This is a genomic window from Lutimaribacter marinistellae (assembly GCF_042648365.1).
GTDB lineage: Bacteria > Pseudomonadota > Alphaproteobacteria > Rhodobacterales > Rhodobacteraceae > Lutimaribacter_A > Lutimaribacter_A marinistellae.
This window is the reverse complement of record NZ_JBHRXI010000006.1, coordinates 166,799-187,094: the sequence shown is the minus strand read 5'-3', so window position 1 is coordinate 187,094 and position 20,296 is coordinate 166,799. Positions and strand designations below refer to the sequence as shown.

At 64.8% G+C, this 20,296-nt stretch carries 24 protein-coding genes; 15 read left to right on the top strand and 9 right to left on the bottom strand.

Features of this window, described 5'->3' with window-relative positions; genetic code table 11:
* Window positions 1–32: 32 nt before the first annotated feature.
* Both ACFORG_RS08235 and ACFORG_RS08230 read right to left on the bottom strand, forming a co-directional pair.
* Window positions 33–995 (bottom strand): acetyl-CoA carboxylase carboxyltransferase subunit alpha, encoded by a 963-nt coding sequence (locus ACFORG_RS08235; RefSeq protein ID WP_386734937.1) that lies wholly within the window; start codon window positions 993–995, stop codon window positions 33–35.
* Between the two features lie 103 nt (window positions 996–1,098).
* Window positions 1,099–1,692, bottom strand: a complete 594-nt coding sequence (locus ACFORG_RS08230; RefSeq protein ID WP_386734936.1) for a LysE family translocator — start codon at window positions 1,690–1,692, stop codon at window positions 1,099–1,101.
* Window positions 1,693–1,764: 72 nt separating this feature from the next.
* Between ACFORG_RS08230 and ACFORG_RS08225 the strand changes: the two genes are divergently transcribed.
* Both ACFORG_RS08225 and ACFORG_RS08220 read left to right on the top strand, forming a co-directional pair.
* Window positions 1,765–2,217, top strand: coding sequence for an Lrp/AsnC family transcriptional regulator (locus ACFORG_RS08225; RefSeq protein WP_386734935.1), 453 nt, complete (start codon window positions 1,765–1,767; stop codon window positions 2,215–2,217).
* 107 nt (window positions 2,218–2,324) lie between these two features.
* Window positions 2,325–2,903 (top strand): PA14 domain-containing protein, encoded by a 579-nt coding sequence (locus tag ACFORG_RS08220; RefSeq protein ID WP_386734934.1) that lies wholly within the window; start codon window positions 2,325–2,327, stop codon window positions 2,901–2,903.
* 120 nt (window positions 2,904–3,023) lie between these two features.
* Here ACFORG_RS08220 and ACFORG_RS08215 read toward each other — a convergent pair whose 3' ends face one another.
* Window positions 3,024–3,983 carry an L-malyl-CoA/beta-methylmalyl-CoA lyase gene (locus ACFORG_RS08215; protein ID WP_386734933.1) on the bottom strand — a complete coding sequence of 320 codons (960 nt, stop codon included), beginning with the start codon at window positions 3,981–3,983 and terminating at the stop codon, window positions 3,024–3,026.
* Window positions 3,984–4,101: 118 nt separating this feature from the next.
* Here ACFORG_RS08215 and ACFORG_RS08210 point away from each other — a divergent pair, with 118 nt between their 5' ends.
* The 4 genes from ACFORG_RS08210 (at window position 4,102) to ACFORG_RS08195 (ending at window position 7,194) form a co-directional block, all read left to right on the top strand.
* On the top strand, window positions 4,102–4,248 hold the full coding sequence (locus tag ACFORG_RS08210; RefSeq protein ID WP_386734932.1) for a hypothetical protein: 147 nt from the start codon (window positions 4,102–4,104) through the stop codon (window positions 4,246–4,248).
* Window positions 4,249–4,280: 32 nt separating this feature from the next.
* The gene (gene dgcN / locus ACFORG_RS08205) at window positions 4,281–5,282 is read left to right on the top strand and encodes an N-acetyltransferase DgcN (RefSeq protein WP_386734931.1); all 1,002 of its coding nucleotides are present in this window, start codon (window positions 4,281–4,283) and stop codon (window positions 5,280–5,282) included.
* Window positions 5,283–5,356: 74 nt separating this feature from the next.
* A complete protein-coding gene (gene dgcA / locus ACFORG_RS08200) occupies window positions 5,357–6,322 on the top strand; it encodes an N-acetyl-D-Glu racemase DgcA (protein ID WP_386734930.1) in 966 nt (321 codons plus the stop codon).
* A gap of 11 nt (window positions 6,323–6,333) precedes the next feature.
* A complete protein-coding gene (locus ACFORG_RS08195; protein WP_386734929.1) occupies window positions 6,334–7,194 on the top strand; it encodes a D-amino-acid transaminase in 861 nt (286 codons plus the stop codon).
* Between the two features lie 16 nt (window positions 7,195–7,210).
* Here ACFORG_RS08195 and ACFORG_RS08190 read toward each other — a convergent pair whose 3' ends face one another.
* The 3 genes from ACFORG_RS08190 to ACFORG_RS08180 all read right to left on the bottom strand — a co-directional run bounded on the left by ACFORG_RS08190 (window position 7,211) and on the right by ACFORG_RS08180 (window position 9,217).
* Window positions 7,211–8,005 (bottom strand): dioxygenase family protein, encoded by a 795-nt coding sequence (locus tag ACFORG_RS08190; RefSeq protein WP_386734928.1) that lies wholly within the window; start codon window positions 8,003–8,005, stop codon window positions 7,211–7,213.
* Window positions 8,006–8,102: 97 nt separating this feature from the next.
* Window positions 8,103–8,417, bottom strand: coding sequence for a DUF1244 domain-containing protein (locus ACFORG_RS08185; protein ID WP_386734927.1), 315 nt, complete (start codon window positions 8,415–8,417; stop codon window positions 8,103–8,105).
* A 62-nt stretch (window positions 8,418–8,479) separates the two neighbouring features.
* On the bottom strand, window positions 8,480–9,217 hold the full coding sequence (locus tag ACFORG_RS08180) for an N-formylglutamate amidohydrolase (protein WP_386734926.1): 738 nt from the start codon (window positions 9,215–9,217) through the stop codon (window positions 8,480–8,482).
* A 121-nt stretch (window positions 9,218–9,338) separates the two neighbouring features.
* Here ACFORG_RS08180 and pyk point away from each other — a divergent pair, with 121 nt between their 5' ends.
* The 4 genes from pyk (at window position 9,339) to rplT (ending at window position 11,716) form a co-directional block, all read left to right on the top strand.
* Entirely contained in the window at window positions 9,339–10,784 is a 1,446-nt protein-coding gene (gene pyk / locus ACFORG_RS08175) for a pyruvate kinase (protein ID WP_386734925.1), read from the top strand.
* A 10-nt stretch (window positions 10,785–10,794) separates the two neighbouring features.
* Window positions 10,795–11,025, top strand: a complete 231-nt coding sequence (locus ACFORG_RS08170) for a hypothetical protein (RefSeq protein ID WP_386734924.1) — start codon at window positions 10,795–10,797, stop codon at window positions 11,023–11,025.
* 109 nt (window positions 11,026–11,134) lie between these two features.
* Window positions 11,135–11,335, top strand: a complete 201-nt coding sequence (gene rpmI / locus ACFORG_RS08165) for a 50S ribosomal protein L35 (RefSeq protein ID WP_130403305.1) — start codon at window positions 11,135–11,137, stop codon at window positions 11,333–11,335.
* Window positions 11,336–11,350: 15 nt separating this feature from the next.
* On the top strand, window positions 11,351–11,716 hold the full coding sequence (rplT, locus tag ACFORG_RS08160; protein ID WP_386734923.1) for a 50S ribosomal protein L20: 366 nt from the start codon (window positions 11,351–11,353) through the stop codon (window positions 11,714–11,716).
* Between the two features lie 311 nt (window positions 11,717–12,027).
* On the opposite strand, the gene ACFORG_RS08155 is transcribed toward rplT, so the two are convergent.
* Window positions 12,028–13,212, bottom strand: a complete 1,185-nt coding sequence (locus tag ACFORG_RS08155; protein ID WP_386734922.1) for a YbfB/YjiJ family MFS transporter — start codon at window positions 13,210–13,212, stop codon at window positions 12,028–12,030.
* A complete protein-coding gene (locus ACFORG_RS08150; protein ID WP_386734921.1) occupies window positions 13,202–14,335 on the bottom strand; it encodes a serine hydrolase domain-containing protein in 1,134 nt (377 codons plus the stop codon). The genes ACFORG_RS08155 and ACFORG_RS08150 overlap by 11 nt, the downstream gene beginning before the upstream one ends.
* Window positions 14,336–14,451: 116 nt before the next feature.
* Here ACFORG_RS08150 and pheS point away from each other — a divergent pair, with 116 nt between their 5' ends.
* Window positions 14,452–15,525, top strand: coding sequence for a phenylalanine--tRNA ligase subunit alpha (gene pheS, locus ACFORG_RS08145; protein WP_386734920.1), 1,074 nt, complete (start codon window positions 14,452–14,454; stop codon window positions 15,523–15,525).
* A 68-nt stretch (window positions 15,526–15,593) separates the two neighbouring features.
* Here the strand turns inward: pheS and ACFORG_RS08140 are convergent, their stop codons facing one another.
* A complete protein-coding gene (locus ACFORG_RS08140; protein WP_386734919.1) occupies window positions 15,594–16,019 on the bottom strand; it encodes a PACE efflux transporter in 426 nt (141 codons plus the stop codon).
* A gap of 186 nt (window positions 16,020–16,205) precedes the next feature.
* On the opposite strand from ACFORG_RS08140, the gene ACFORG_RS08135 reads away from it, so the two are divergent.
* From ACFORG_RS08135 to ACFORG_RS08120, 4 genes are all read left to right on the top strand, one after another.
* The gene (locus tag ACFORG_RS08135) at window positions 16,206–16,490 is read left to right on the top strand and encodes a YrhK family protein (protein WP_386734917.1); all 285 of its coding nucleotides are present in this window, start codon (window positions 16,206–16,208) and stop codon (window positions 16,488–16,490) included.
* 69 nt (window positions 16,491–16,559) lie between these two features.
* Entirely contained in the window at window positions 16,560–17,345 is a 786-nt protein-coding gene (locus ACFORG_RS08130) for a type 1 glutamine amidotransferase (RefSeq protein WP_386734916.1), read from the top strand.
* Entirely contained in the window at window positions 17,342–19,738 is a 2,397-nt protein-coding gene (gene pheT / locus ACFORG_RS08125) for a phenylalanine--tRNA ligase subunit beta (RefSeq protein ID WP_386734915.1), read from the top strand. The genes ACFORG_RS08130 and pheT overlap by 4 nt, the downstream gene beginning before the upstream one ends.
* Window positions 19,739–19,808: 70 nt before the next feature.
* Complete coding sequence (locus tag ACFORG_RS08120) at window positions 19,809–20,258, top strand: YtoQ family protein (RefSeq protein WP_386734914.1); 450 nt, start codon at window positions 19,809–19,811, stop codon at window positions 20,256–20,258.
* Window positions 20,259–20,296: the final 38 nt, after the last annotated feature.

The window sequence follows — 20,296 nt, the reverse complement described above, 5'->3', positions numbered from 1 at the left end:
GGCGAAAGCCTCGCTCCTTCAGGCGGCGGTTGTCAGGCCGCCAGCCCTTTCGATCCCATTTCCAGGAACTTGCGGCGACGGTCGGCGATCAACGCCTTGGCATCCTTGCCGGCCAAGTCGTCCAGCATCGCGTCGACGGCTTTGCCTACGCTGTCGATGGCCGCCGTGCTGTCGCGATGGGCACCGCCGCGCGGTTCGCGAATGATGCGGTCGATGACACCCAGCTTGTGCAGGTCCTGCGCGGTCAGGCGCAGCGCCTCGGCCGCCTCGCGCATCTTTTCGGCATCTTTCCACAGGATCGAGGCACAGCCCTCGGGCGAGATCACCGAGTAGACCGAATGCTCCAGCATCGCGACACGGTTGGCCGTGGCAAAGGCCACCGCGCCGCCGGACCCGCCCTCGCCAATGACCACCGAGACCAGCGGCACGCCGATCCGCAGGCACATCTCGGTCGAGCGCGCGATGGCCTCTGACTGGCCGCGCTCCTCAGCGCCCTTGCCGGGATAGGCGCCGGGCGTATCGACCAGCGTGATGACCGGCAGACCGAACCGGCCGGCCATGTCCATCAGCCGGATCGCCTTGCGGTAGCCTTCGGGCCGCGCCATGCCGAAATTGCGCTCGATCCGCGATTTGGTGTCGTGGCCCTTTTCATGTCCGATCACCATGACGGGCCTGTCGTTGAAGCGCGCGAGGCCGCCCATCACCGCGTGATCGTCGGCAAAGTTCCGGTCGCCGGACAGCGGCGTATACTCGGTAAAGAGCGCTTCGATGTAATCCTTGCAATGTGGCCGGGACGGATGCCGCGCTACCTGGCATTTCCGCCAGGGTGTCAGGTCGCGATAGAGATCCTCGAGCAGGCCTGCGGCCTTGGCGTCAAGAGCCGCGGCCTCGGAACTGACATCCATGCCCTCGGTGCGGCGGGCCATCGCCCGCAACTCCTCGGCCTTGCCTTCGATCTCGGCCAGCGGTTTTTCGAAATCCAGGTATTGGGTCATTGGGCCTCTCGTCGCGCGTTCCGTCGGATATATGACCGCAGCGCCGGTCGGATGCAACTCGGCAAGCGCCCTGCACCGCATCCCTTGCGCGAGCTTTGCTGGCTCACTCAGGCCAGATGACAGGGTAGAGCGAGGCGATCAGCAGCGCGGCCATCGTCCAGTTGAACGCCGCCAATCGCCTGGGGTCTTTCAGCAGGCGCGCCATCTGCTGACCCAGAACCGTCCATGTGCTGACCGAGGGCAGGTTGATCGCGCCAAAAATCAGCGCTACCAACCCGATCGCCCAGATCGAGCGGTCGGGCGTATAGGCGCTGATCGCTGTCAGAGCCATCGCCCAGGCCTTGGGGTTCACCCATTGAAAGGCCGCGGCCTGCAGGAATGACATTGGCTGCCCCGTCGCCTTTCCCGTGGTCGGGGCGGCGGTTGCGATCTTCCAGGCAAGGTACAGCAGGTACAGGACCGACGCGGCCTTGAGCGCGGTGTAACTCGCAGGCCAGGTGTCGAAAATCCGGATCAAACCCGTCCCCACCAGCAAGATCATCACGGTAAAGCCGATGCCGATGCCCAGCATATGCGGAATCGTACGGCGGAAGCCGTAATTCGCACCCGAGGCCATCAGCATCAGGTTGTTCGGCCCCGGAGTGATCGACGAGACAAAGGCAAAGAGCGCGAGGGCGAGAAGAAGATCCAGACTCATTGCCGAACTATCTGTCGACATGCGGTGAATGAAATTGCTTTACATGCCAATTTCGACGAATGTTAGCAATAAATGGCGAAGATTGATCAGATAAACCGCAGGATATTGCAAGAACTGTCTCTCGACGGCCGTATCTCGAATCTCGACCTTGCGGGCCGGGTCGGGCTGTCACCGTCGGCATGCTTGCGCAGGGTGCAAGAGCTGGAGCGCGAGGGCGTCATCGCAGGCTATCGGGCGGTACTGAATCCTGCGGCTATGGGGGTCGGTTTCACCGCTTATCTCGGTGTAGGACTCGGGGAACACACGAAAGCCGCGCAAGAGGCGTTCGAGCGCGCGGTATCGGCCGCGCCCGAAGTGGTCGAGTGCCACAATACCACCGGCACAATCGAATACCTGTTGCGTGTCGAATGTGCCGATTTGCCGTCCTACAAGACGTTTCACACCGATGTCCTCGGGACTCTGCCGCATGTCACCTCGATCACGTCCTACGTCGTCATGGGCTCGCCCAAGGATCTACGCGCCTGATCGAATGCGCGAATCCTTGCCCGAATTCGCGGCCCGCCATAGGATTTCTCCCATGCCATGCCTGTGTCCGTCATGATCCGGGCGAAGGTTCAGTCAGGGAGACGACGATGAAACTTATCCGGACCGCCGCACTTGCCGCCTCGGCGTTGCTGATCGCGGTCGCCGCGCAGGCCGCACCGCTCAAGCTGAAACCGGCCAGCCCGCAACCAAACCCAAAAAGTGGCCTGTCCGTACGATACTCCTGGGCGGGCGATCCGCCGGCCCGCATCCAGACACTCGGCGAGGCCAAGCAGATGCTGCGCAAAGCCAAGGGCGGCCAGCCGCTGCGCGGTCTGGACTATCGCGACACGAACGAGGGCGACCCGGTGCTGACCTCGGGCAAGGCGTTCAACGTGGCCGCCGACATTCGCGGTTACATCCGATTCGACTCACCAGGCATCTACGAGATCGAGACCTGGTCGAATGACGGGATCGATGCCCGTATCGGTGGTCAGCGCGTCGGGTATTACGAAGCCCGCCAGCCCTGCGAGCCGAACCAAAGGGTCGAGGTCGAGGTTCCGCAAGCGGGCTGGTACCCGGTCCAGATCAGCTATTTCCAGAAATACAGCACGGCTTGCCTGATGATGAAATGGGGCAAGAAAGGCAGCGGTATGAGCTGGGTGCCGAACTCGGCCTTCGGACGCTGATCCCTCAGAGAAACGATGCCGGGACGCTGAACCGTCCCGGCATTTTCATGTCTGGTCGCGCCGAAAACGGCAACGCCCTGAGGCGGACGCCCCGAATGGGCGCCCCCGATTGCTGGAGGATCAGCCCTTGGCGATCATCTCGGCCTGTTTCACGATGACTTCGGCCTGCTTGATCGAAGCGATGTCGACCAGCCGTCCCTTGTAGACCGTGGCGCCTTCGCCCTTGGCCTTGGCCTCCTCCATCGCAGTCAGGATTTCGCGCGCCTCGGTCACGGCCTCGTCCGATGGGGTGAAAACCTGGTTGGCAAGCGCGATCTGCTTGGGATGGATCGCCCATTTGCCGACCATGCCCAGCGTGGCCGAACGGCGTGCCTGTGCGATGAATCCTTCGTCGTCCGAGAAATCGCCAAACGGGCCATCCACCGGCAGGACGCCATGTGTCCGGCAGGCCGCGACGATGGCCGTTTGCGCCCAGTGCCAAGGATCCGACCAGTGCTTTTGCCCTTCGTGGATCATGTAATAGTTTTCCTGCGTGCCGCCGATCCCGGTGGTTTGCATGCCCATCGAGGCCGCGAAATCGGCGGCTCCAAGGCTCATCGCCTGAAGGCGCGGCGACGCGGCGGCAATCGCCTCGACATGGGCGATGCCGGCAGCGGACTCGATGATGACCTCGAAGGCGATCGGCTTTTTGCGCCCTTTCGCGCGTTCGATCGCCGTGACGAGCGCGTCAACCGCATAGATATCCTCGGCGCAGCCGACCTTGGGGATCATGATCTGGTCCAGTCGGTCGCCGGCCTGTTCCAGAAGGTCCACTACATCGCGATACCAATAGGGCGTATCCAGCCCGTTGATCCGCACCGACAGGGTCTTGGTGTTCCAGTCGACCTCGTTGATCGCCTTGATCGCGTTGGCGCGGGCCATGTCCTTGTCAGTGGGCGCAACCGAATCCTCGAGATCGATGTTGATCACATCCGCGGCCGAGGCGGCCATCTTCTCGAACAGTTTGGTGTTCGAAGCCGGGCCGAACAGTTGGCAGCGGTTGGGGCGCGCAGGTGCGGCGGGCTGGATGCGAAAGCTCATGTCGGTCCCTCGATTGGTAAGGAAATTGCTCAATTCTCGCCTTCGGCAGTATTAAATTGCGCCTGTATCTGCAAGCGTATTGTGCGGTTGCGGCATCGCAGTTGCGGCATGGTGCGCAATGACGCGTTTCCAAGATGCACAGGATTTGATCAGCCGTGAATCTTCGAAGATTTTTGCGGATGATTTCAGTTGTGTGCAACATTTAACCGACGGCGCGCCGCCACGCTTTGCAAAAAGCGAGATGCTCGTGCAGGGCTTTGCCTAGACTCGGCCGGAATCGTTGAAGGAGGCCGCGCGATGATCGAAACACCCTATCTGCTGTTTCTGGGTGATGCCCCCGACCAGCTGGCGGCCAAGGTCGCCATCGGCATCAAGGACTGGCGCCCCGAGAATGCAGTTGGCCAGTACCGGATGGACGGCTGCAAGGCCGACCTGGGCCTGACCGACATGGACCTTGCCGAGGCGAAAGCCGCGGGCGCCAAGACGCTGGTGATCGGCGTGGCAAACCGCGGTGGCGTGATCAGCCAGGCCTGGAAGAAGGTGCTGGTCACCGCGCTTGAGGAAGGGTTCGACCTTGCCTCGGGGTTGCACAACCTGCTGCGCGACGAGCCCGACCTTGTCGCCGTGGCCGAGGCGACGGGGCGCAAGCTGCACGACGTGCGGATCCCCTCGGTGAAATACCCGATCGCCAACGGCGAAAAGCGCACCGGTAAGCGGTGTCTTGCGGTCGGAACGGACTGTTCCGTCGGCAAGATGTACACCGCGCTCGCCATGGATGCTGAGATGCGCGAGCGGGGCATGAAGAGCACCTTCCGCGCCACCGGCCAGACCGGCATCCTCATCACCGGCGACGGCGTACCGCTCGATGCCGTGATCGCCGATTTCATGGCCGGCTCGATCGAGTGGCTGACACCCGACAATGAAGAAGACCACTGGGATCTGATCGAAGGGCAGGGCTCGTTGTTTCACGTGTCCTATTCCGGCGTGACAATGGCCCTGATCCACGGCGGGGCACCGGATGCGCTGATCCTGTGCCACGAGCCGACGCGCGAGCATATGCGCGGGCTGCCGGGCTACAAGCTTCCCAGCCTCGAGACGCTGCGCGACACTGCGCTGCCGCTGGCGCATGTGGCCAATCCGGACTGCAAGGTGGTAGGTGTTTCGGTCAACACGCAGCACATGTCCGAGGAGGATGCGCGCAGCTACCTTGCGAAGATCGAGGCCGAGATGGGCCTGCCGGCGACCGACCCGTTCCGCTTCGGATCGGGCAAGCTGGTGGATGCCCTGGCCGCGTTCTAGGGTGGGCAGGCCGGGGGGACGCTGTCCCCCCGGACCCCCCTGGGATATTTTCAGCAAGAGGAAGGAGAGGGTACGTGCAGATTGACGTTTCCCGAGAGGTGTTCCGGCTGGCGCAGGTCTTTACCATCTCGCGCGGATCGCGGACCGAGGCGCAGGTTCTCACCGTTCGCATCGAAGAGGATGGCGTGACTGGATGGGGCGAATGCGTGCCTTATGCCCGGTATGGCGAGACGCTGGAGTCGGTCGAGGGCCAGATCGGATCGCTGCCCGGGCGTTTCGATCGCGCCGCGTTGCAGGATCTGCTCCCAGCGGGCGCGGCCCGAAACGCGGTCGATTGCGCGCTGTGGGACCTTGAAGCCAAGCGTGCGGGCAAGCGTGTCTGGGACCTGGCCGGTCTGCCCGCGCCGGGCCCGGAGATCACCGCCTACACCCTGTCGCTGGCCGCGCCAGAGGAGATGCGTGCACAGGCCGAGAAGAATGCGCACCGTCCGCTGTTGAAGATCAAGCTTGGTACGCCCGACGACATGCCGCGCCTCGAAGCGGTGCGCGCGGGGGCGCCATCCTCGCGTATCATCGTCGATGCCAATGAGGGGTGGTCGGCGCAGACCTATGCCGAGCTGGCCCCGCACCTGTCGCGCCTTGGTGTCGCCTTGGTCGAGCAGCCATTGCCCGCGGGCGAGGATGACGCGTTGCGCGGGCTTGACCGTCCAGTGCCGCTCTGCGCCGACGAATCCTGTCACGACCGCGCTTCGCTGCCCGCGCTTGAGGGGAAGTACGACGTGGTCAACATCAAGCTCGACAAGACCGGCGGTCTGACCGAGGCGCTGGCCCTGCGAGAGGCGGCGCTGGCCGCGGGTTACAAGGTGATGGTCGGCTGCATGATGGGCTCTTCGCTGGCAATGGCGCCTGCGACCCTGCTGGCGCAGGGTGCGATGATTACCGATCTTGACGGCCCGCTCCTGCTGGCCGAAGACCGCGACACGCCGCTGAAATTCGACGAGGCCGGGGTCTACCCGCCGGATGCGGCGCTTTGGGGTTGAGGAGGGACGACATGACCCGAACCGTTTACGTGAATGGCGAGTACCTGCCCGAGGGCGAGGCAAAGGTTTCGGTCTTTGACCGCGGCTTCCTGATGGCTGACGCGGTCTACGAGGTGACCAGCGTGCTGGGTGGCAAGCTGATTGATTTCGAGGGCCATGCCGTGCGGCTCAAGCGGTCGCTGGACGAGCTCGACATGGCAGAGCCCTGTTCGAAGGACGCGTTGCTTGAAATTCACCGCAAGCTGGTCGAACTCAACGGCATCGACGAGGGGCTGGTCTATCTGCAGGTCACGCGCGGGTCGGACGGGGATCGCGATTTCGTGTTTCCGGCCGAGGACACGCCGCCGACACTGGTGTTGTTCACCCAGTCAAAGCCTGGCCTTGCCGACAACCCCGCTGCGAAGAAGGGCGCCAAGGTCATTTCGATCGAGGATATCCGCTGGGGCCGCCGTGACATCAAGACGGTGCAACTGCTCTACCCGTCCATGGGCAAGATGATGGCAAAGAAAGCCGGAGCCGACGACGCATGGATGGTTGAGGATGGCCACGTGACCGAAGGCACCTCGAACAATGCCTATATCGTCAAGGGCGGCAAGATTGTTACGCGTCCTCTGTCGAACGGCATCCTGCACGGTATCACCCGCAAGGCCGTATTGCGGCTTGCGCAGGAGGCGCAGATGGAAGTCGAAGAGCGGCTCTTTACCATCGACGAAGCCAAGCAAGCCGACGAAGCCTTCACGACGTCGGCCAGCGCCTTCGTCATGCCGGTGGTCGAGATCGACGGTGTCGCGCTGGGGGCAGGTACGCCGGGGCCCGTCGCGACCCGCCTGCGCGAGATCTACCTCGACGAGGCGCGCAAGACGGCGATCTGAACGGCACGGCCCGGGTTCAACCGAAACGCCAGCCCGAGGCCGTGACACCGCCGAAGATCCCCTTCTGATGGTAGATCCGCGTGGCCGGCTCTGCTTCGGCGGCGCCAAGCGCGGCGAAGATCGGCATGAAGTGATCCTCCTGCGCGTGACACACACGGGCATGGGGGGCGTCCTCCCAGTGCAGGAGTGTTTTGCTGCGTGCCTCTGGTGCCTCGTCCAGCGCTGCGGTCAGCCACTCGTCGAACGCCTCCGAGGGCTCGCGTGCGCTGGCATTCATCAGGCGCAGGTTGTGATAGCTCAGCCCTGAGCCGATGATGACCACGCCTTTGTCACGCAAGGGCGCCAACGCGCGCCCCAGCGCCAGATGCGCCTCCGGGTCGTAGTCCGCCCGCAGCGAGACCTGGAAGACCGGTACATCGGCCTTTGGATACATGACCGCGAGCGGCGCGAAGGTGCCATGGTCGAATCCGATCGTGTCGTCCATCCGAACTGCCAGTCCGGCATCTGCGATCAGGGCCGCGGCATCGTTCGCCAGGTCCGGCGCGCCGGTGGCGGGATAGCTGATCTCGTAGGTTTCGGGCGGAAAGCCATGGTAGTCATAGACCATCGGCGGCCGGGCCGCAGACATCACCGAGAACACGTCGCTCTCCCAATGGCCGGACACCACGAGAAGCGCGCGCGGCACCTCGGGCAGTTGCGCGGGCATGTCGCGCAGCGATTGCTCCAGCGGTGCGAACTCGGCGCGCCACCGCGGCAGCCAGGGCCATGGGCCACCACCGTGCGAGATGAAGAAGCTGGGCATCCGGGCCATCGACAATCCTCCTGATCCGTCGATATACAGCAGGAATAGCCCGCACAATCCGCAGGGGAAACATTCCCTGCGGCACATGATCTGTGCGCGCCCGCGCTCAGCCCTTGTCGGTGACGTTCTCCTTGAAGGCTTGTTCGAAGGCGACCTGTTTCTCCGGCCCGGCCTCGGTCTGATAGTTGGCCTTCCACTCGTCCATTGTCATGCCATAGAAGATTTCGCGCGCCTTGGCCTTGTCCATCTCGATGCCGCGTTCATTTGCGGCCTCCTGGTACCAGCGGCTCAGGCAGTTGCGGCAAAACCCGGCAAGGTTCATCAGGTCGATATTCTGTACGTCTGTCCGGTCTTCCATCAGGTGTTTCTGCAACCGGCGGAACGCGGCGGCCTGAAGTTCGATCTCGGTCTGCTGATCCATGGGTTCACTCCTCGTCTGTCGCATTACAGGTAGCAACGCCAAGGGTCCTGGACAATGCCGGCTCAGAGGCCCGAGGCCGCCAAGGCATCTTCGAGGATCGGTGCCAGCCGCTCTGCCCAAGTTCGCTGGCCGGCGTGATCGGCGATCAGGTCGTTGCGGATCTCGATGAGCGCGTTCGGCCGGTTATGCGCGGTGGCATGCCGGTCGATGGCGTCGCCGGGCAAGTAGCCGGTATAGGGCTGGTTGACCCCGACGCACAGGTCGCTCTCTTGTCGCAAGCGCTCGACGAGGGGATCGGTGAAACGCGTGTCCTCGGCATGCAGGACACCCACATGCCACGGACGCGGTTTGCGCCCGCGCAATTGCCGTGTGAATGAATGCATCGACACGATCACCGCGTGTGGCAATCCGGCAAGTCGTTCGAGCGCCGAGTGATAGGGGCGGTAACACATCTGGAGGCGTCGTTCGCGCTCGGCGGCATCCACACCCCGGTTCGCCGGGATGATCGAACCGTCGTAAAGCTGCATGATCAGCGTGGGGTCGTCCTCGCCACGGTTCGGGTCGATCACCAGTCGCGAAAAATTGGCCGCGACGACAGGGGCGTTCAGGATTTCGCCCAGATGTTTCGACACCTCGTAGGCGCCGACGTCATAGGCGATGTGGCGCTCCATGTCCTCGCGTGGCAATCCCAGGTCGCCGCCTCCCACTTCTGGCGGCACCATGTTCGTGGCATGGTCGCAGGTGATCAGCCAGCGCGCGGGGCGGTCCTCTCCATGAATGAAAAACGGGGTATATGTCATGTGCCTGTCATTGCTTTTGACGCAGGTGTAGGGCAGTTGCGACGCAAAGGGAATTGCGCAATAAGCGGGTCGGGTTGCTGTTTGCGGTAACACAAGCGGCCCGGATCAAGGGGAGAGCGGCATGCGGCGCCAGAGAAACGTCAAGATCGTGGCCACGTTGGGCCCGGCCTCCGAAAGTTACGAGATGATCCGCGCTCTGCACGAGGCGGGCGCCGATGTGTTCCGCCTCAACATGAGCCACGGCACCCATGACGAGATCCGCGAGAAGCATCGCATCATCCGGCAGGTTGAAAAGGATCTCGACAGCACCATCGCTATCCTAGCCGATCTTCAGGGTCCCAAGCTACGTGTCGGAACCTTCGCCGATGGGGCCGAGGAGCTGGAGGAGGGCGCGGCGTTCCGCCTCGACCTCGACACTGCGCCGGGCGATGCCAGCCGCGTCTGTCTGCCCCACCCCGAGATCTTTGCTGCGCTGGAGCCGGGCGCCGGGCTGCTGGTCAATGACGGCAAGATCCGGTTGAAGGTCGAAAGCTGCGGCGCCGATTTCGCCGATTGCATCGTGGTCACGGGTGGCACGATCTCGAACCGCAAGGGTGTAAACGTGCCCGACGTGGTTCTGCCGCTCGCAGCGCTGTCCGACAAGGACCGCGAGGATCTCGAATTCGTCTGCCAGCTCGGGGTCGACTGGCTGGCGCTCAGCTTCGTGCAGCGGGCTCGCGACGTGTTCGAGGCACGCGCGCTGGCGGATGGGCGCGCCGCGATCCTGTCGAAGATCGAGAAACCCGCTGCGGTCGAGGATTTCGAGGCCATCCTGGACGCCTCGGACGGTATCATGGTGGCGCGCGGCGACCTGGGCGTGGAATTGCCCGTCTCGGCGGTGCCGCCGATCCAGAAACGCCTCGTGCGCAAGTGCCGCGCGGCGGCCAAGCCGGTAATCGTCGCCACACAAATGCTCGAATCGATGATCGAAAGCCCGATGCCGACACGGGCCGAGGTTTCGGACGTCGCGACCGCCATCTACGAGGGGACCGACGCCATCATGCTCAGCGCCGAAAGCGCGGCAGGCCAGTACCCGGTCGAGGCGGTGCGCACGATGGACCAGGTCGCGGCCGAGGTCGAGGACGACCCGACCTATTCGCAGATCATCGCTTCCTCACGCACGGCTCAGGGCTCCTCGGTGGCCGACGGTATCGTGTCTGCCGCGCGCGAGATCTCCGAGAAGACCGAGATCAAGGCGATCTGCTGCTTCACGCAAAGCGGGACCACGGCGCTTCTGACCGCGCGGGAGCGTCCGGGCGTGCCGATCATCGCGATGACCTCGTTCCGGGGAACGGCGCGGCGGCTCTGCCTGACCTGGGGGTGCTACTGCGTCATGACGCCCGAACTCGAACGGTTCAAGAGCGCGGTGGTCAACGCGGCCCGTGCCGCCCGGGCCGGCGGCTTTGCCACCGAGAGCGACCAGATCGTGGTGATCGCCGGCGTGCCCTTCCGCGTGCCGGGTACGACGAACATCCTGCGCGTGGCGCCCTGCGACGAGCGTTTGATCTACAACACCGATCCGGGCTAACCTCTGCCGCATGTCCATGGACAGCGACCTTGCCCTCATCCTGGGCCTTGTGATCGGGTTTCTTGCGATACCCGCCATCGTCTCGGCCTATAGCGACGGCCGCCGCCCGATCGCGGCGATCCTCGTGTTGTTGATCGCCGCCGGTCTCGTTGCCTTCGCCGCGTCGTCGCGCCCCGGCGGCTATCGCCTCGCCGAGATCCCGGATGTCTTCTATACCGTGGTGGCGCGTTTTCTGAACTGACCCCCTTGCATGCGGCCCCCGCTTTGGGTAGAGGGCGCGTCTATTCGCGTGGCCGGCCGGTGAGGCATGCCGAGTCGCGCGCTGACCGAACCCGTGAAAGGAGACGGAAATGCCCAAGATGAAGACCAAGTCGAGCGCCAAGAAGCGCTTCAAGGTGACCGCCACCGGAAAGGTGCTGTCGGCCCAGGCCGGTAAGCGCCACGGCATGATCAAGCGGACCAAGAAATTCATCCGCGACGCGCGCGGGACGACCACGCTGTCGGCCCCCGATGCCAAGATCGTCAAGGGCTACATGCCCTACGACCGCTGATAAGGAGATAGAGACATGTCCCGCGTCAAAGGTGGTACCGTCACCCACGCCCGTCACAAGAAGGTCATCAAGGCCGCCAAAGGCTATTACGGCCGCCGCAAGAGCACCTTCAAGGTTGCCCGCCAGGCCGTCGACAAGGCCAACCAGTATGCAACCCGCGACCGCAAGAACCGCAAGCGGAATTTCCGCGCACTGTGGATCCAGCGGATCAACGCAGCTGTCCGCGCCCATGACGAGGCGCTGACCTATTCCCGTTTCATCAACGGCCTGTCGCTGGCTGGCATCGAGGTCGACCGCAAGGTCCTGGCCGATCTGGCCGTGCACGAGCCCGAAGCCTTCGGCGCGATCGTCGACCAGGCGAAAGGCGCACTGAACGCCTGATCCGGATTTCCGGGAGACAGTGAATGACGCGGCCGTCCCGACCGGGGCGGCCGTTTCGCGTTTCGGGGATGGGGTGTTCCCGCCCGGACCGCCAGCCCCAGCTGGCGCCGGGCCAGGCCTCCGGTTGGGCCGGGCGCCCGTTCCGGGCGCCGGGTCTTGCGAGGCTCTGCCTCGCGCTCCGGGATATTTTTGGCAAGAGGAAGACGGCAGAGCCGGCGCCGGCCGCAGCGCGCCCGCGAGGGCGCGCTGCCCGGCCCAACTGGTGGCGGGCCATCTATGATGGTCCTGCCGGCGGGCGGGAGCGCGCTCCTCTATCGTTCGGTGAGCGGACGCTGGAGCAGGGCGCAGATCGCGCCTGCCATGAGAAGACCGGATGCGGCCAGCAGGCTGGTTCCGATCCCGCCCGCAAGATCGCCGAGCCATCCTGCGCCGACCGGGCCGAGCGTCTGTGAGACCGCGAAGACCAGCGTGAGAAAGCTGATCGCGGGCCCCCAGGCCTCGCTGGGCAGGTTCTGCCGTGTAAAGCTGGTCACCGCGCCCGGCGCCATAAAGACGCAGGCGCCAAAGACGATGGCCGAGGCGACCAGCCCTGCAGTTGTCGGCCAGAGCACCGGCAGGGACGAGCCCGTGGCGATTCCCGTCAGGATCATTGCCAGCGGCAGGCCCGAGGCGAAGCGCGCGAAGATCCCTCGCCACAGGAACGGCGACAACGTGATGCACGATCCCAGCAGCACCCAGGTCAGCGCGATCGTGCCGGCGCCGAAATCACGCTCGACCATCCATGCGGACAGGAATGTCAGATAGACGATGTAGCCCAGGCCAAAACCGGCATAGCCACCGATTTCGCCCAGCATTGAGCGTAGCGGCAGGGGTACGGGTGCAGGGGGCTTGGCACGGGGGACGCGCAGCTGTTCGGAAGACCAGACCGCCAGCGGACAGATGAAAAGGCTGACGATCCCGATTCCGATCCAGGCCCAGCGCCAGCTTTCTGCGCCCCAATGCTCCAGCATCAGCGGTACGCCGGCGCCCGCGAACACGATCCCAAGCCCCCCTCCGCCTCCGAAATACAGCGCGATGGCCAGCGCGTTGCGCCGCCCGTCGCGCGGAAAAAGCGCGGCGGCCAGTGCCCCGCCGGTGACGAAGGACAGCGCGCCGAAAAGCCCCGCCGCAACCCGCCAAAGAGTCTGCGCCCACATCGCCTCGTCGAAGCCGGTAGCCAGCAGCGCGACCGAGGTCAGCAGAACCCCGGCGCTGAACAGACGGGCCGGAGAAACGCGCCGGATCAGTGCCATGGTCAGCAGGGCGCCTGCCACGTACCCCAGCGCATTCGCGGTGTTCAGCCAGCCCGATTGCGCGTAGCTCCAGCCCAGTTGCGCCTTCATCGCGGGCAGGACCAAACCATAGGCAAAGCGCGCGAACCCGTTGGTGACGCACACACCCAGCGCAAGGCCGGCGAGGATCAGCCATTGCCGGCCATGTGACAGCTCACTGGTCATAAACGGCGCGCTCATACGCGTCATAGGCCGACATGAAGCGCGGTTCGGCGAAGGGCAGGCTCTGCGTCATCAGTACCGCTGCGACATCTGCAGCGGGATCTAGCCAGAAATGGGTGTTGGCAATCCCGGCCCAGCCCTGGCTGCCGGCGCGCCGCTTGCCGGGCTGATCGCTTTCGAAGCGGGCGAAGGCAAAGCTGTGCGTCGTGTCGGCGGGCAGAACGAAATCGGCCGAGGTCGCGGGCGTGGCGCTGCGCATCGGCAGGACGGTCAGCCCGCGCATCTGGTCAGCCAGAAGCGCCCCCACCGCCTGTTCCGACAGAAGGCGTTCGCCGTCCAGCGCGCCGCGGTTCAGCACCATCCGCAGGAACCGCATGTAATCCCCGGCCGTCGAATAAAGCGCATGACCCATGCCATAGAATTCGGGCTGTGCGGGGGGAGACAGCTTTCGCCGGGCGAAGCCGCCATCGTCCTGCCTCTGCCAGACGGCGGCAAGCCGGTCTTCGAGCCCGTCAGGTTCGAAGCGGGTGGTGTCCATCCCGAGCGGCGCAAAGATCTCTTCGCGGCAGAAGGTGTCGATGCGCCGACCATCCACCGCCTCGACGACCTGGCCCAGCCAATCGGACCCCGGACCATAGCTCCACCGCGTGCCGGGATCTGCCATCAGCGGGTAAAGCAGCGACGCCTTGCGCCCCGACATGATGGTGCGCAGCCCGACTGCCTGCATGTATCGCCTGACATCGCCATCCCAGAATTCGTAATCCATCCCGGCGGTATGGGTCGCGAGGTGGCGGATGGTGGCCGTCTCCTTCGGCGGGCGCATCACGGGGGTGTCGCCGTCGAACCGGTCGAGCACCTGAACCCGGTCCCAGTCAGGCAGGATCTCGGCCACCCGCGTGTCCATCCTCAGCTGGCCGCGGTCGATCAGCATCATTGCCGCCAGTGCGCCGATCGCCTTGGTCATGGAAAAGATGCGGAACACCGTATCGGGTCCGGCCGCGCAGCCGGGCGCGGCTTCTCCGGCGGCGCCTTCAAAGGTGATACCGCCCGAATTGCCCGCCATCGCCACGGCAAACGGCATCGCGCCACTGGTCACGGCCTCGTCCAGCACCGATTGAATCGTCATGATGTCTCCTCCCGATACCGGATTGGTAGCTGCCCATACCGGCTGTCGCCAAGCCCTGCTTGCATTCGCCCCGCGCCCCCGGTAGCAGAACGTGGCGTTATCACGGGGACAGTGTCATGGACGATCTCAAGGCGAAATACCTGGGCCAAATTGCAGAGGCCGCCGACGAGGCCGCGCTCGAACAGATTCGCCTCGCCGCTGTCGGCAAGAAGGGCGAGGTCGCGCTCAAGATGCGCGAGTTGGGCAAGATGACCCCCGAAGAGCGTCAGACAGCGGGCCCTGCTCTCAACGCGCTCAAGGACGAAATCAATTCGGCGCTCGCCGCCAAGAAGGCGGCGCTGGCCGATGCCGCGCTCGATGAGCGTCTGCGCAGCGAATGGCTGGATGTCACGCTGCCCTCGCGCCCCCGGCGGCAGGGCACGATCCACCCGGTCAGCCAGGCCAGCGAGGAGCTGACCGCGATCTTTGCCGAAATGGGCTTCTCGGTGGCCGAAGGGCCGCGCATCGATACCGACTGGTACAATTTCGACGCTCTCAACATTCCCGGCCACCACCCCGCACGGGCCGAGATGGACACGTTCTACATGCACCGGGCCGAGGGCGACAATCGCCCACCGCACGTGTTGCGGACCCATACCTCGCCTGTGCAGATCCGCTCGATGGAGAAGATGGGAGCGCCGCTGCGCATCATCTGCCCCGGTGGCGTCTACCGCGCTGATTACGACCAGACTCACACGCCGATGTTCCACCAGGTCGAGGGGTTGGCGCTGGACCGTGACATCTCGATGGCGAACCTGAAATGGACGCTCGAGGAGTTCTGCCGCGCTTTCTTCGAGATCGACGATGTCGAGCTGCGTTTCCGCGCCTCGCACTTCCCCTTCACCGAACCCTCGGCCGAGGTCGACATCCGCTGCTCGTGGCAGGGCGGCACGCTCAAGATCGGCGAGGGCGATGATTGGATGGAGATCCTCGGCAGCGGCATGGTCCACCCCAAGGTGATCGCCGCGGGCGGCATCGACCCCGACGTCTACCAGGGCTTTGCCTTCGGCATCGGCATCGACCGGCTTGCCATGCTGAAATACGGCATCCCCGACCTGCGGGCCTTCTTCGACAGCGACCTGCGCTGGCTGCGCCACTACGGCTTTGCCGCGCTGGACATGCCCAACCTGCATGGCGGGTTGAGCAGGTAAATGCTCTACGCGCCCGCCGGACGGGCGCGTGTTTTGCGTTTTGTTGGCATGCTCTTAATTCGTTTGGTTCAGGCCTTTTGCCGCCCCTCCGGCGGGAACAGGCTGTCATAGCCCCAAGTGAATACGAACGCGTAGCCCATGTAGAACAGGGCAAAGGCAATCTCCATCACCAGCGCCTGTGCCAGCGAGACGTCCAGCCACAGGGCAAAGATCGGCACCAGGATCACCAGCAGCGTCGCCTCGAACAGGACTGCATGCAGGACGCGCAGAGGCACCGTCTTTGCCGGGGTCCCGCGCCACCTGACCAGCGCGTGATCGAAGCCGAGGTTGAAGGCATAGTTCCACCCCGTCGCGGCCGTGGCGCCCAGCAGGGCAAGCACGCCCATGTCCCCGATCGGATGATCGAAGGCCCATGCGAACAGGGGGGTGACGATAGCCAGCCCGATGATCTCGAAACTCAGGGCCTGACGAATACGGTCTGAAAGGCTGCGCAAGTGACTGCTCCGGTTACATGTCCGGGCCGTCCCGTCTGCTTGCGGATCATCCGCGCGAGGTCGTCCTCGCTGAGAGGCAACATGAAGCCACCCGCCCGCGATTTCAACCCCCGGGCGAAGTAGTGTTAGAACTGCGCCCGCCTGCCATGCGATGCAGGCACCACACCCGGCAAACTGGAGATACCGATGCTCTTTCAGAAAGATCACCGCAGCGATGGCACGAACCGGCAGAAACGGGTCTACGCAATGTTCGAACTGGCCTATACGGCGGTCGATTTCGCGGCCGCCACGCTCTTCGTGATCGGGTCGATCATGTTCTTCTCGGAGGATTGGCAGACGCAGGGAACGTGGATGTTCCTCATCGGCTCGATCTGTTTCGCGCTCAAGCCCACGCTGCGCCTGGCGCGCGAGCTGAAGCTGGCCGCGATGGGTGATGTCGACGACCTTGCAAAGCGTGTCGGCCGGGACTGAGCCTGCCCCTTTTCCCGCCCGGTCTGATCGGCTAAAGCGCATGGGGAAAGTGGCGGCAGGACAGGGAAAATGACCCGTATCCTCATTCTGGAATCGAACGCGCCCGAGATCGTGGCCCGTGGCATCGCAGATGCCGCGCCGTTTCTCGACACGTTGCCGCAACTCTCCGAGGAGCTGACCCTCACGGTGGCCGAACCCTATGTCGCACCGCTTACGCCAGCCCTGCTGGACGAGGCCGAGGCGGTGATCTTCACCGGCTCCGGCGTGGCATGGTGCGTCGACGATCCGCGCGCCGAACCGCTGGCGCAGGCCATGCGCACGGTGTTCGACCGCGGCCTTCCGGTCTGGGGCTCATGCAACGGGATGCAGCTTGCCGCGCATGTGCTTGGCGGGGCTGTCGGCGCCTCACCCAATGGTAACGAGGACGGCGTGGCGCGCGACATGCGCCTGACCGAGGCGGGCAGGGCACACCCCATGATGGCTGGCCGCGCCGACGGGTTTGCCGTGCCCTGCGTTCACCGCGACGAGGTACAGCACCTGCCCGATGGGGCCGTGCTGCTGGCGGGCAATGACCACAGCCCGATCCAGGCCTTCGCCTACGAGCGTGACGGCGTCGATTTCTGGGGCGTGCAATACCACCCCGAAAGCTCTCCGGCGCAGATTGCCGGCTGGATCGATGCGCGCCAAACCCGCACGGCCGAGATGGAACGGATCGCGGACGCCATGCGCGATGCGTCCGCCGACCCCGAAAACGCCCGTAGGCTGGGGGTGGACCCGGCCGATCTGACATTGCATTCAAGGGCCCGCGAGCTGATGAACTGGCTGGCCCATATCAAGAACAGGACCTCGACATGAAATTCACCCTTTCCTGGCTCAAGGACCATCTCGACACCTCTGCCAGCGTGGCCGAGATCGCCGAGGCGCTGACCGACCTGGGGCTCGAGGTCGAAGAGATCACCAACCCCGCCGAGCGCTTGGCCGATTTCACGCTCGGCTACGTGACCCATGCCGAGAAACACCCCGACGCCGACAAGCTGCGCGTCTGCAAGGTCGACACCGACGAGGGGGAGCTGCAGATCATCTGCGGTGCGCCCAACGCGCGCGAGGGGATCACCGTGGTCGTGGCCAAGCCAGGCGTCTATGTCCCCGGCATCGACACCACGATCGGCGTGGGAAAAATCCGCGGCATCGAAAGCTACGGAATGATGGCCTCCGAGCGCGAGCTCGAGCTCAGCGACGAGCATGACGGCATCATCGAACTGCCCACAGGCGAGGTGGGCCAGCGCTTTACCGACTGGCTGGCCGAGAACGACCCGTCCAAGGTCGACCCGGTCATCGAGATCGCGATCACCCCCAACCGCCCCGACGCGCTGGGCGTCGCGGGCATCGCGCGTGATCTGGCCGCCCGCGGTCTGGGCACGCTCAAAACCCGCGCGCATGAGCCGGTGCAGGGCGATTTCGCTTGCCCGATTTCCGTCACCATCGACGAGGATACGCGCGACGGCTGCCCGCTTTTCACCGGGCGCGTCATTCGCGGCGTCCGCAACGGCCCCAGCCCGCAATGGCTGCAGGATCAGCTGCGCGCCATCGGTCTGCGCCCGATCTCGGCGCTGGTCGACATCACCAACTACATGACCTTCGATCACAACCGGCCCCTGCACGTCTTTGATGCCGACAAGGTCGCGGGCGGGCTGCGCATTCACCGCGCACAGGGCGGCGAGACACTGACGGCGCTCGACGAAAAGGAATACGCGCTCCAGCCCGGCATGATGGTCATCTCGGACGAGAACGGCCCCGAATCCATCGCGGGCATCATGGGCGGCGAAGAGACCGGCTGCACCGAAGAGACAGCGAATGTCTTCCTCGAAAGCGCGTTCTGGGATCATGTCCAGATCGCGATGACCGGCCGCGCGCTGCGCATCAACTCCGATGCGCGCTACCGGTTTGAGCGCGGTGTCGATCCCGAATACACGCTCGAAGGCCTGGAACACGCGACCCGCATGATCCTCGACATCTGCGGCGGCGAAGCGTCCGAGGTCGTCATCGCGGGCGAGGTGCCGGACCATTCCCGCGCTTACCGCCTCGACCCCGAGCGCGTGATCTCGCTTGTCGGCATGGATATCCCAGAGGCCGACCAGCGCCAGACCCTGACCCGGCTGGGCTTCCGGCTAGAGGGGAACATGGCGCATGTGCCGTCCTGGCGCCCCGATATCCAGGGCGAGGCCGACCTCGTCGAAGAGGTCGCCCGGATCGCCTCGCTTACCAAGCTGGTGGGCAAGCCGTTGCCGCGTCTTACCCCGGGCATTCCCAAGCCGGTGATGACACCGCAGCAGCGCCGCGCCCAGATGGCGCGCCGCTCGGCCGCGGCACTGGGCTACAACGAATGCGTCAGCTACAGCTTCATCGACCGCGCCTCGGCGGCCCTTTTCGGCGGGGGCGAGGATGCAACGATGCTGGAAAACCCCATCTCCTCCGAGATGAGCCACATGCGCCCCGCGCTGCTGCCGGGCCTGTTGCAGGCCGCTGCCCGCAACCAGGCGCGCGGTTTCGCCGATCTTGCGCTGTTCGAACTTGGCCCGGTCTTCCACGGCGGCGAGCCGGGCGAGCAGCGGACCGAGATCGCTGGCCTTCTCGTCGGCCGCACCGGCCCCAAGGACGTGCATGGCGCCGCGCGGCCCGTCGATCTCTACGACGTCAAGGCCGATGCCGAGGCCGTTCTTGCTGCGATCGGCGCGCCCGCAAAGGTCCAGATCCTGCGGGGCGGCGAAGGGTGGTGGCATCCCGGTCGCCATGGCCGGATCTGCCTCGGCCCGAAAAAGGTGCTGGGCACCTTCGGAGAGCTGCACCCCCGCGTGCTCGAGGCGATGGACGTCAAGGGCCCGGCGATGGGCTTTGTCATATACCCTGAAGAGGTGCCGCTGCCGCGCAAATCGGGGGCAACGCGCGCCGCGCTGGAAATGCGCGACCTTCAGGCGGTCGAGCGCGACTTCGCCTTCGTCGTCGACGCGGGCGTCGAGGCGCTGACGCTGGTCAACGCCGCGGCAGGGGCCGACAAGGCACTGATCGAGGATGTCCGCGTCTTCGACGAGTTCATCGGCGGAAGCCTTGGCGAGGGCAAGAAATCGCTCGCCATCACCGTGCGGATGCAGCCCACCGACAAGACGCTGAAGGAAAAGGACATCGAAGCCATCAGCGCCAAGATCGTCGAAAAGGTTGCCAAGGCGACCGGCGGCACGCTGCGCGGCTGAGCTTTCCGGCAACTGTTCGGAACAAGGTGAAGGGGCGGCCAGCCCCTCCATTCCCATAGGAGGACTGCACATGACGTTGAACATCTACCTGTCGGGCGAAATCCATACCGATTGGCGCGAACAGATCGTCGAGGGCGCGAAGGGGCTCGATGTCAACTTCTCCGGGCCGGTGACCGATCATGCAGCCAGCGATGATTGCGGGGTGACGATCCTCGGTGCCGAAGACCAGAAATACTGGCACGATCACAAGGGCGCGATGCTCAACGCCATCCGCACCCGGCACGGGATCGCGCAGGCCGACGTGGTCGTGGTGCGCTTTGGTGACAAGTACAAGCAGTGGAACGCCGCCTTCGACGCGGGTCAGGCCGCTGCCCTGGGCAAGCCGCTCGTTGTTCTCAGCCCGCCGGAACACCAGCATGCGCTGAAAGAAGTGCATGCCGCCGCCCTCGCCGTGGCCGAAGAGCCGCGCCAGGTGGTCGAGATCCTGCGCTACGTCCTGACCGGGGCATTGCCGGGCTAACCTCTTGATACGGCAGGCCGCCCCGGCCTAGGCTTTCC

Coding starts and splice junctions, on each gene's coding strand:
- ACFORG_RS08235 (WP_386734937.1), bottom strand. CDS start 995: ATGACCCAATACCTGGATTTCGAAAAACCGCTGGCCGAGATCGAAGGC.
- ACFORG_RS08230 (WP_386734936.1), bottom strand. CDS start 1,692: ATGAGTCTGGATCTTCTTCTCGCCCTCGCGCTCTTTGCCTTTGTCTCG.
- ACFORG_RS08225 (WP_386734935.1), top strand. CDS start 1,765: ATGGCGAAGATTGATCAGATAAACCGCAGGATATTGCAAGAACTGTCT.
- ACFORG_RS08220 (WP_386734934.1), top strand. CDS start 2,325: ATGAAACTTATCCGGACCGCCGCACTTGCCGCCTCGGCGTTGCTGATC.
- ACFORG_RS08215 (WP_386734933.1), bottom strand. CDS start 3,983: ATGAGCTTTCGCATCCAGCCCGCCGCACCTGCGCGCCCCAACCGCTGC.
- ACFORG_RS08210 (WP_386734932.1), top strand. CDS start 4,102: ATGACGCGTTTCCAAGATGCACAGGATTTGATCAGCCGTGAATCTTCG.
- dgcN (WP_386734931.1), top strand. CDS start 4,281: ATGATCGAAACACCCTATCTGCTGTTTCTGGGTGATGCCCCCGACCAG.
- ACFORG_RS08195 (WP_386734929.1), top strand. CDS start 6,334: ATGACCCGAACCGTTTACGTGAATGGCGAGTACCTGCCCGAGGGCGAG.
- ACFORG_RS08190 (WP_386734928.1), bottom strand. CDS start 8,005: ATGGCCCGGATGCCCAGCTTCTTCATCTCGCACGGTGGTGGCCCATGG.
- ACFORG_RS08185 (WP_386734927.1), bottom strand. CDS start 8,417: ATGGATCAGCAGACCGAGATCGAACTTCAGGCCGCCGCGTTCCGCCGG.
- ACFORG_RS08180 (WP_386734926.1), bottom strand. CDS start 9,217: ATGACATATACCCCGTTTTTCATTCATGGAGAGGACCGCCCCGCGCGC.
- pyk (WP_386734925.1), top strand. CDS start 9,339: ATGCGGCGCCAGAGAAACGTCAAGATCGTGGCCACGTTGGGCCCGGCC.
- ACFORG_RS08170 (WP_386734924.1), top strand. CDS start 10,795: ATGTCCATGGACAGCGACCTTGCCCTCATCCTGGGCCTTGTGATCGGG.
- rpmI (WP_130403305.1), top strand. CDS start 11,135: ATGCCCAAGATGAAGACCAAGTCGAGCGCCAAGAAGCGCTTCAAGGTG.
- rplT (WP_386734923.1), top strand. CDS start 11,351: ATGTCCCGCGTCAAAGGTGGTACCGTCACCCACGCCCGTCACAAGAAG.
- ACFORG_RS08155 (WP_386734922.1), bottom strand. CDS start 13,212: ATGACCAGTGAGCTGTCACATGGCCGGCAATGGCTGATCCTCGCCGGC.
- ACFORG_RS08150 (WP_386734921.1), bottom strand. CDS start 14,335: ATGACGATTCAATCGGTGCTGGACGAGGCCGTGACCAGTGGCGCGATG.
- pheS (WP_386734920.1), top strand. CDS start 14,452: ATGGACGATCTCAAGGCGAAATACCTGGGCCAAATTGCAGAGGCCGCC.
- ACFORG_RS08135 (WP_386734917.1), top strand. CDS start 16,206: ATGCTCTTTCAGAAAGATCACCGCAGCGATGGCACGAACCGGCAGAAA.
- ACFORG_RS08130 (WP_386734916.1), top strand. CDS start 16,560: ATGACCCGTATCCTCATTCTGGAATCGAACGCGCCCGAGATCGTGGCC.
- pheT (WP_386734915.1), top strand. CDS start 17,342: ATGAAATTCACCCTTTCCTGGCTCAAGGACCATCTCGACACCTCTGCC.
- ACFORG_RS08120 (WP_386734914.1), top strand. CDS start 19,809: ATGACGTTGAACATCTACCTGTCGGGCGAAATCCATACCGATTGGCGC.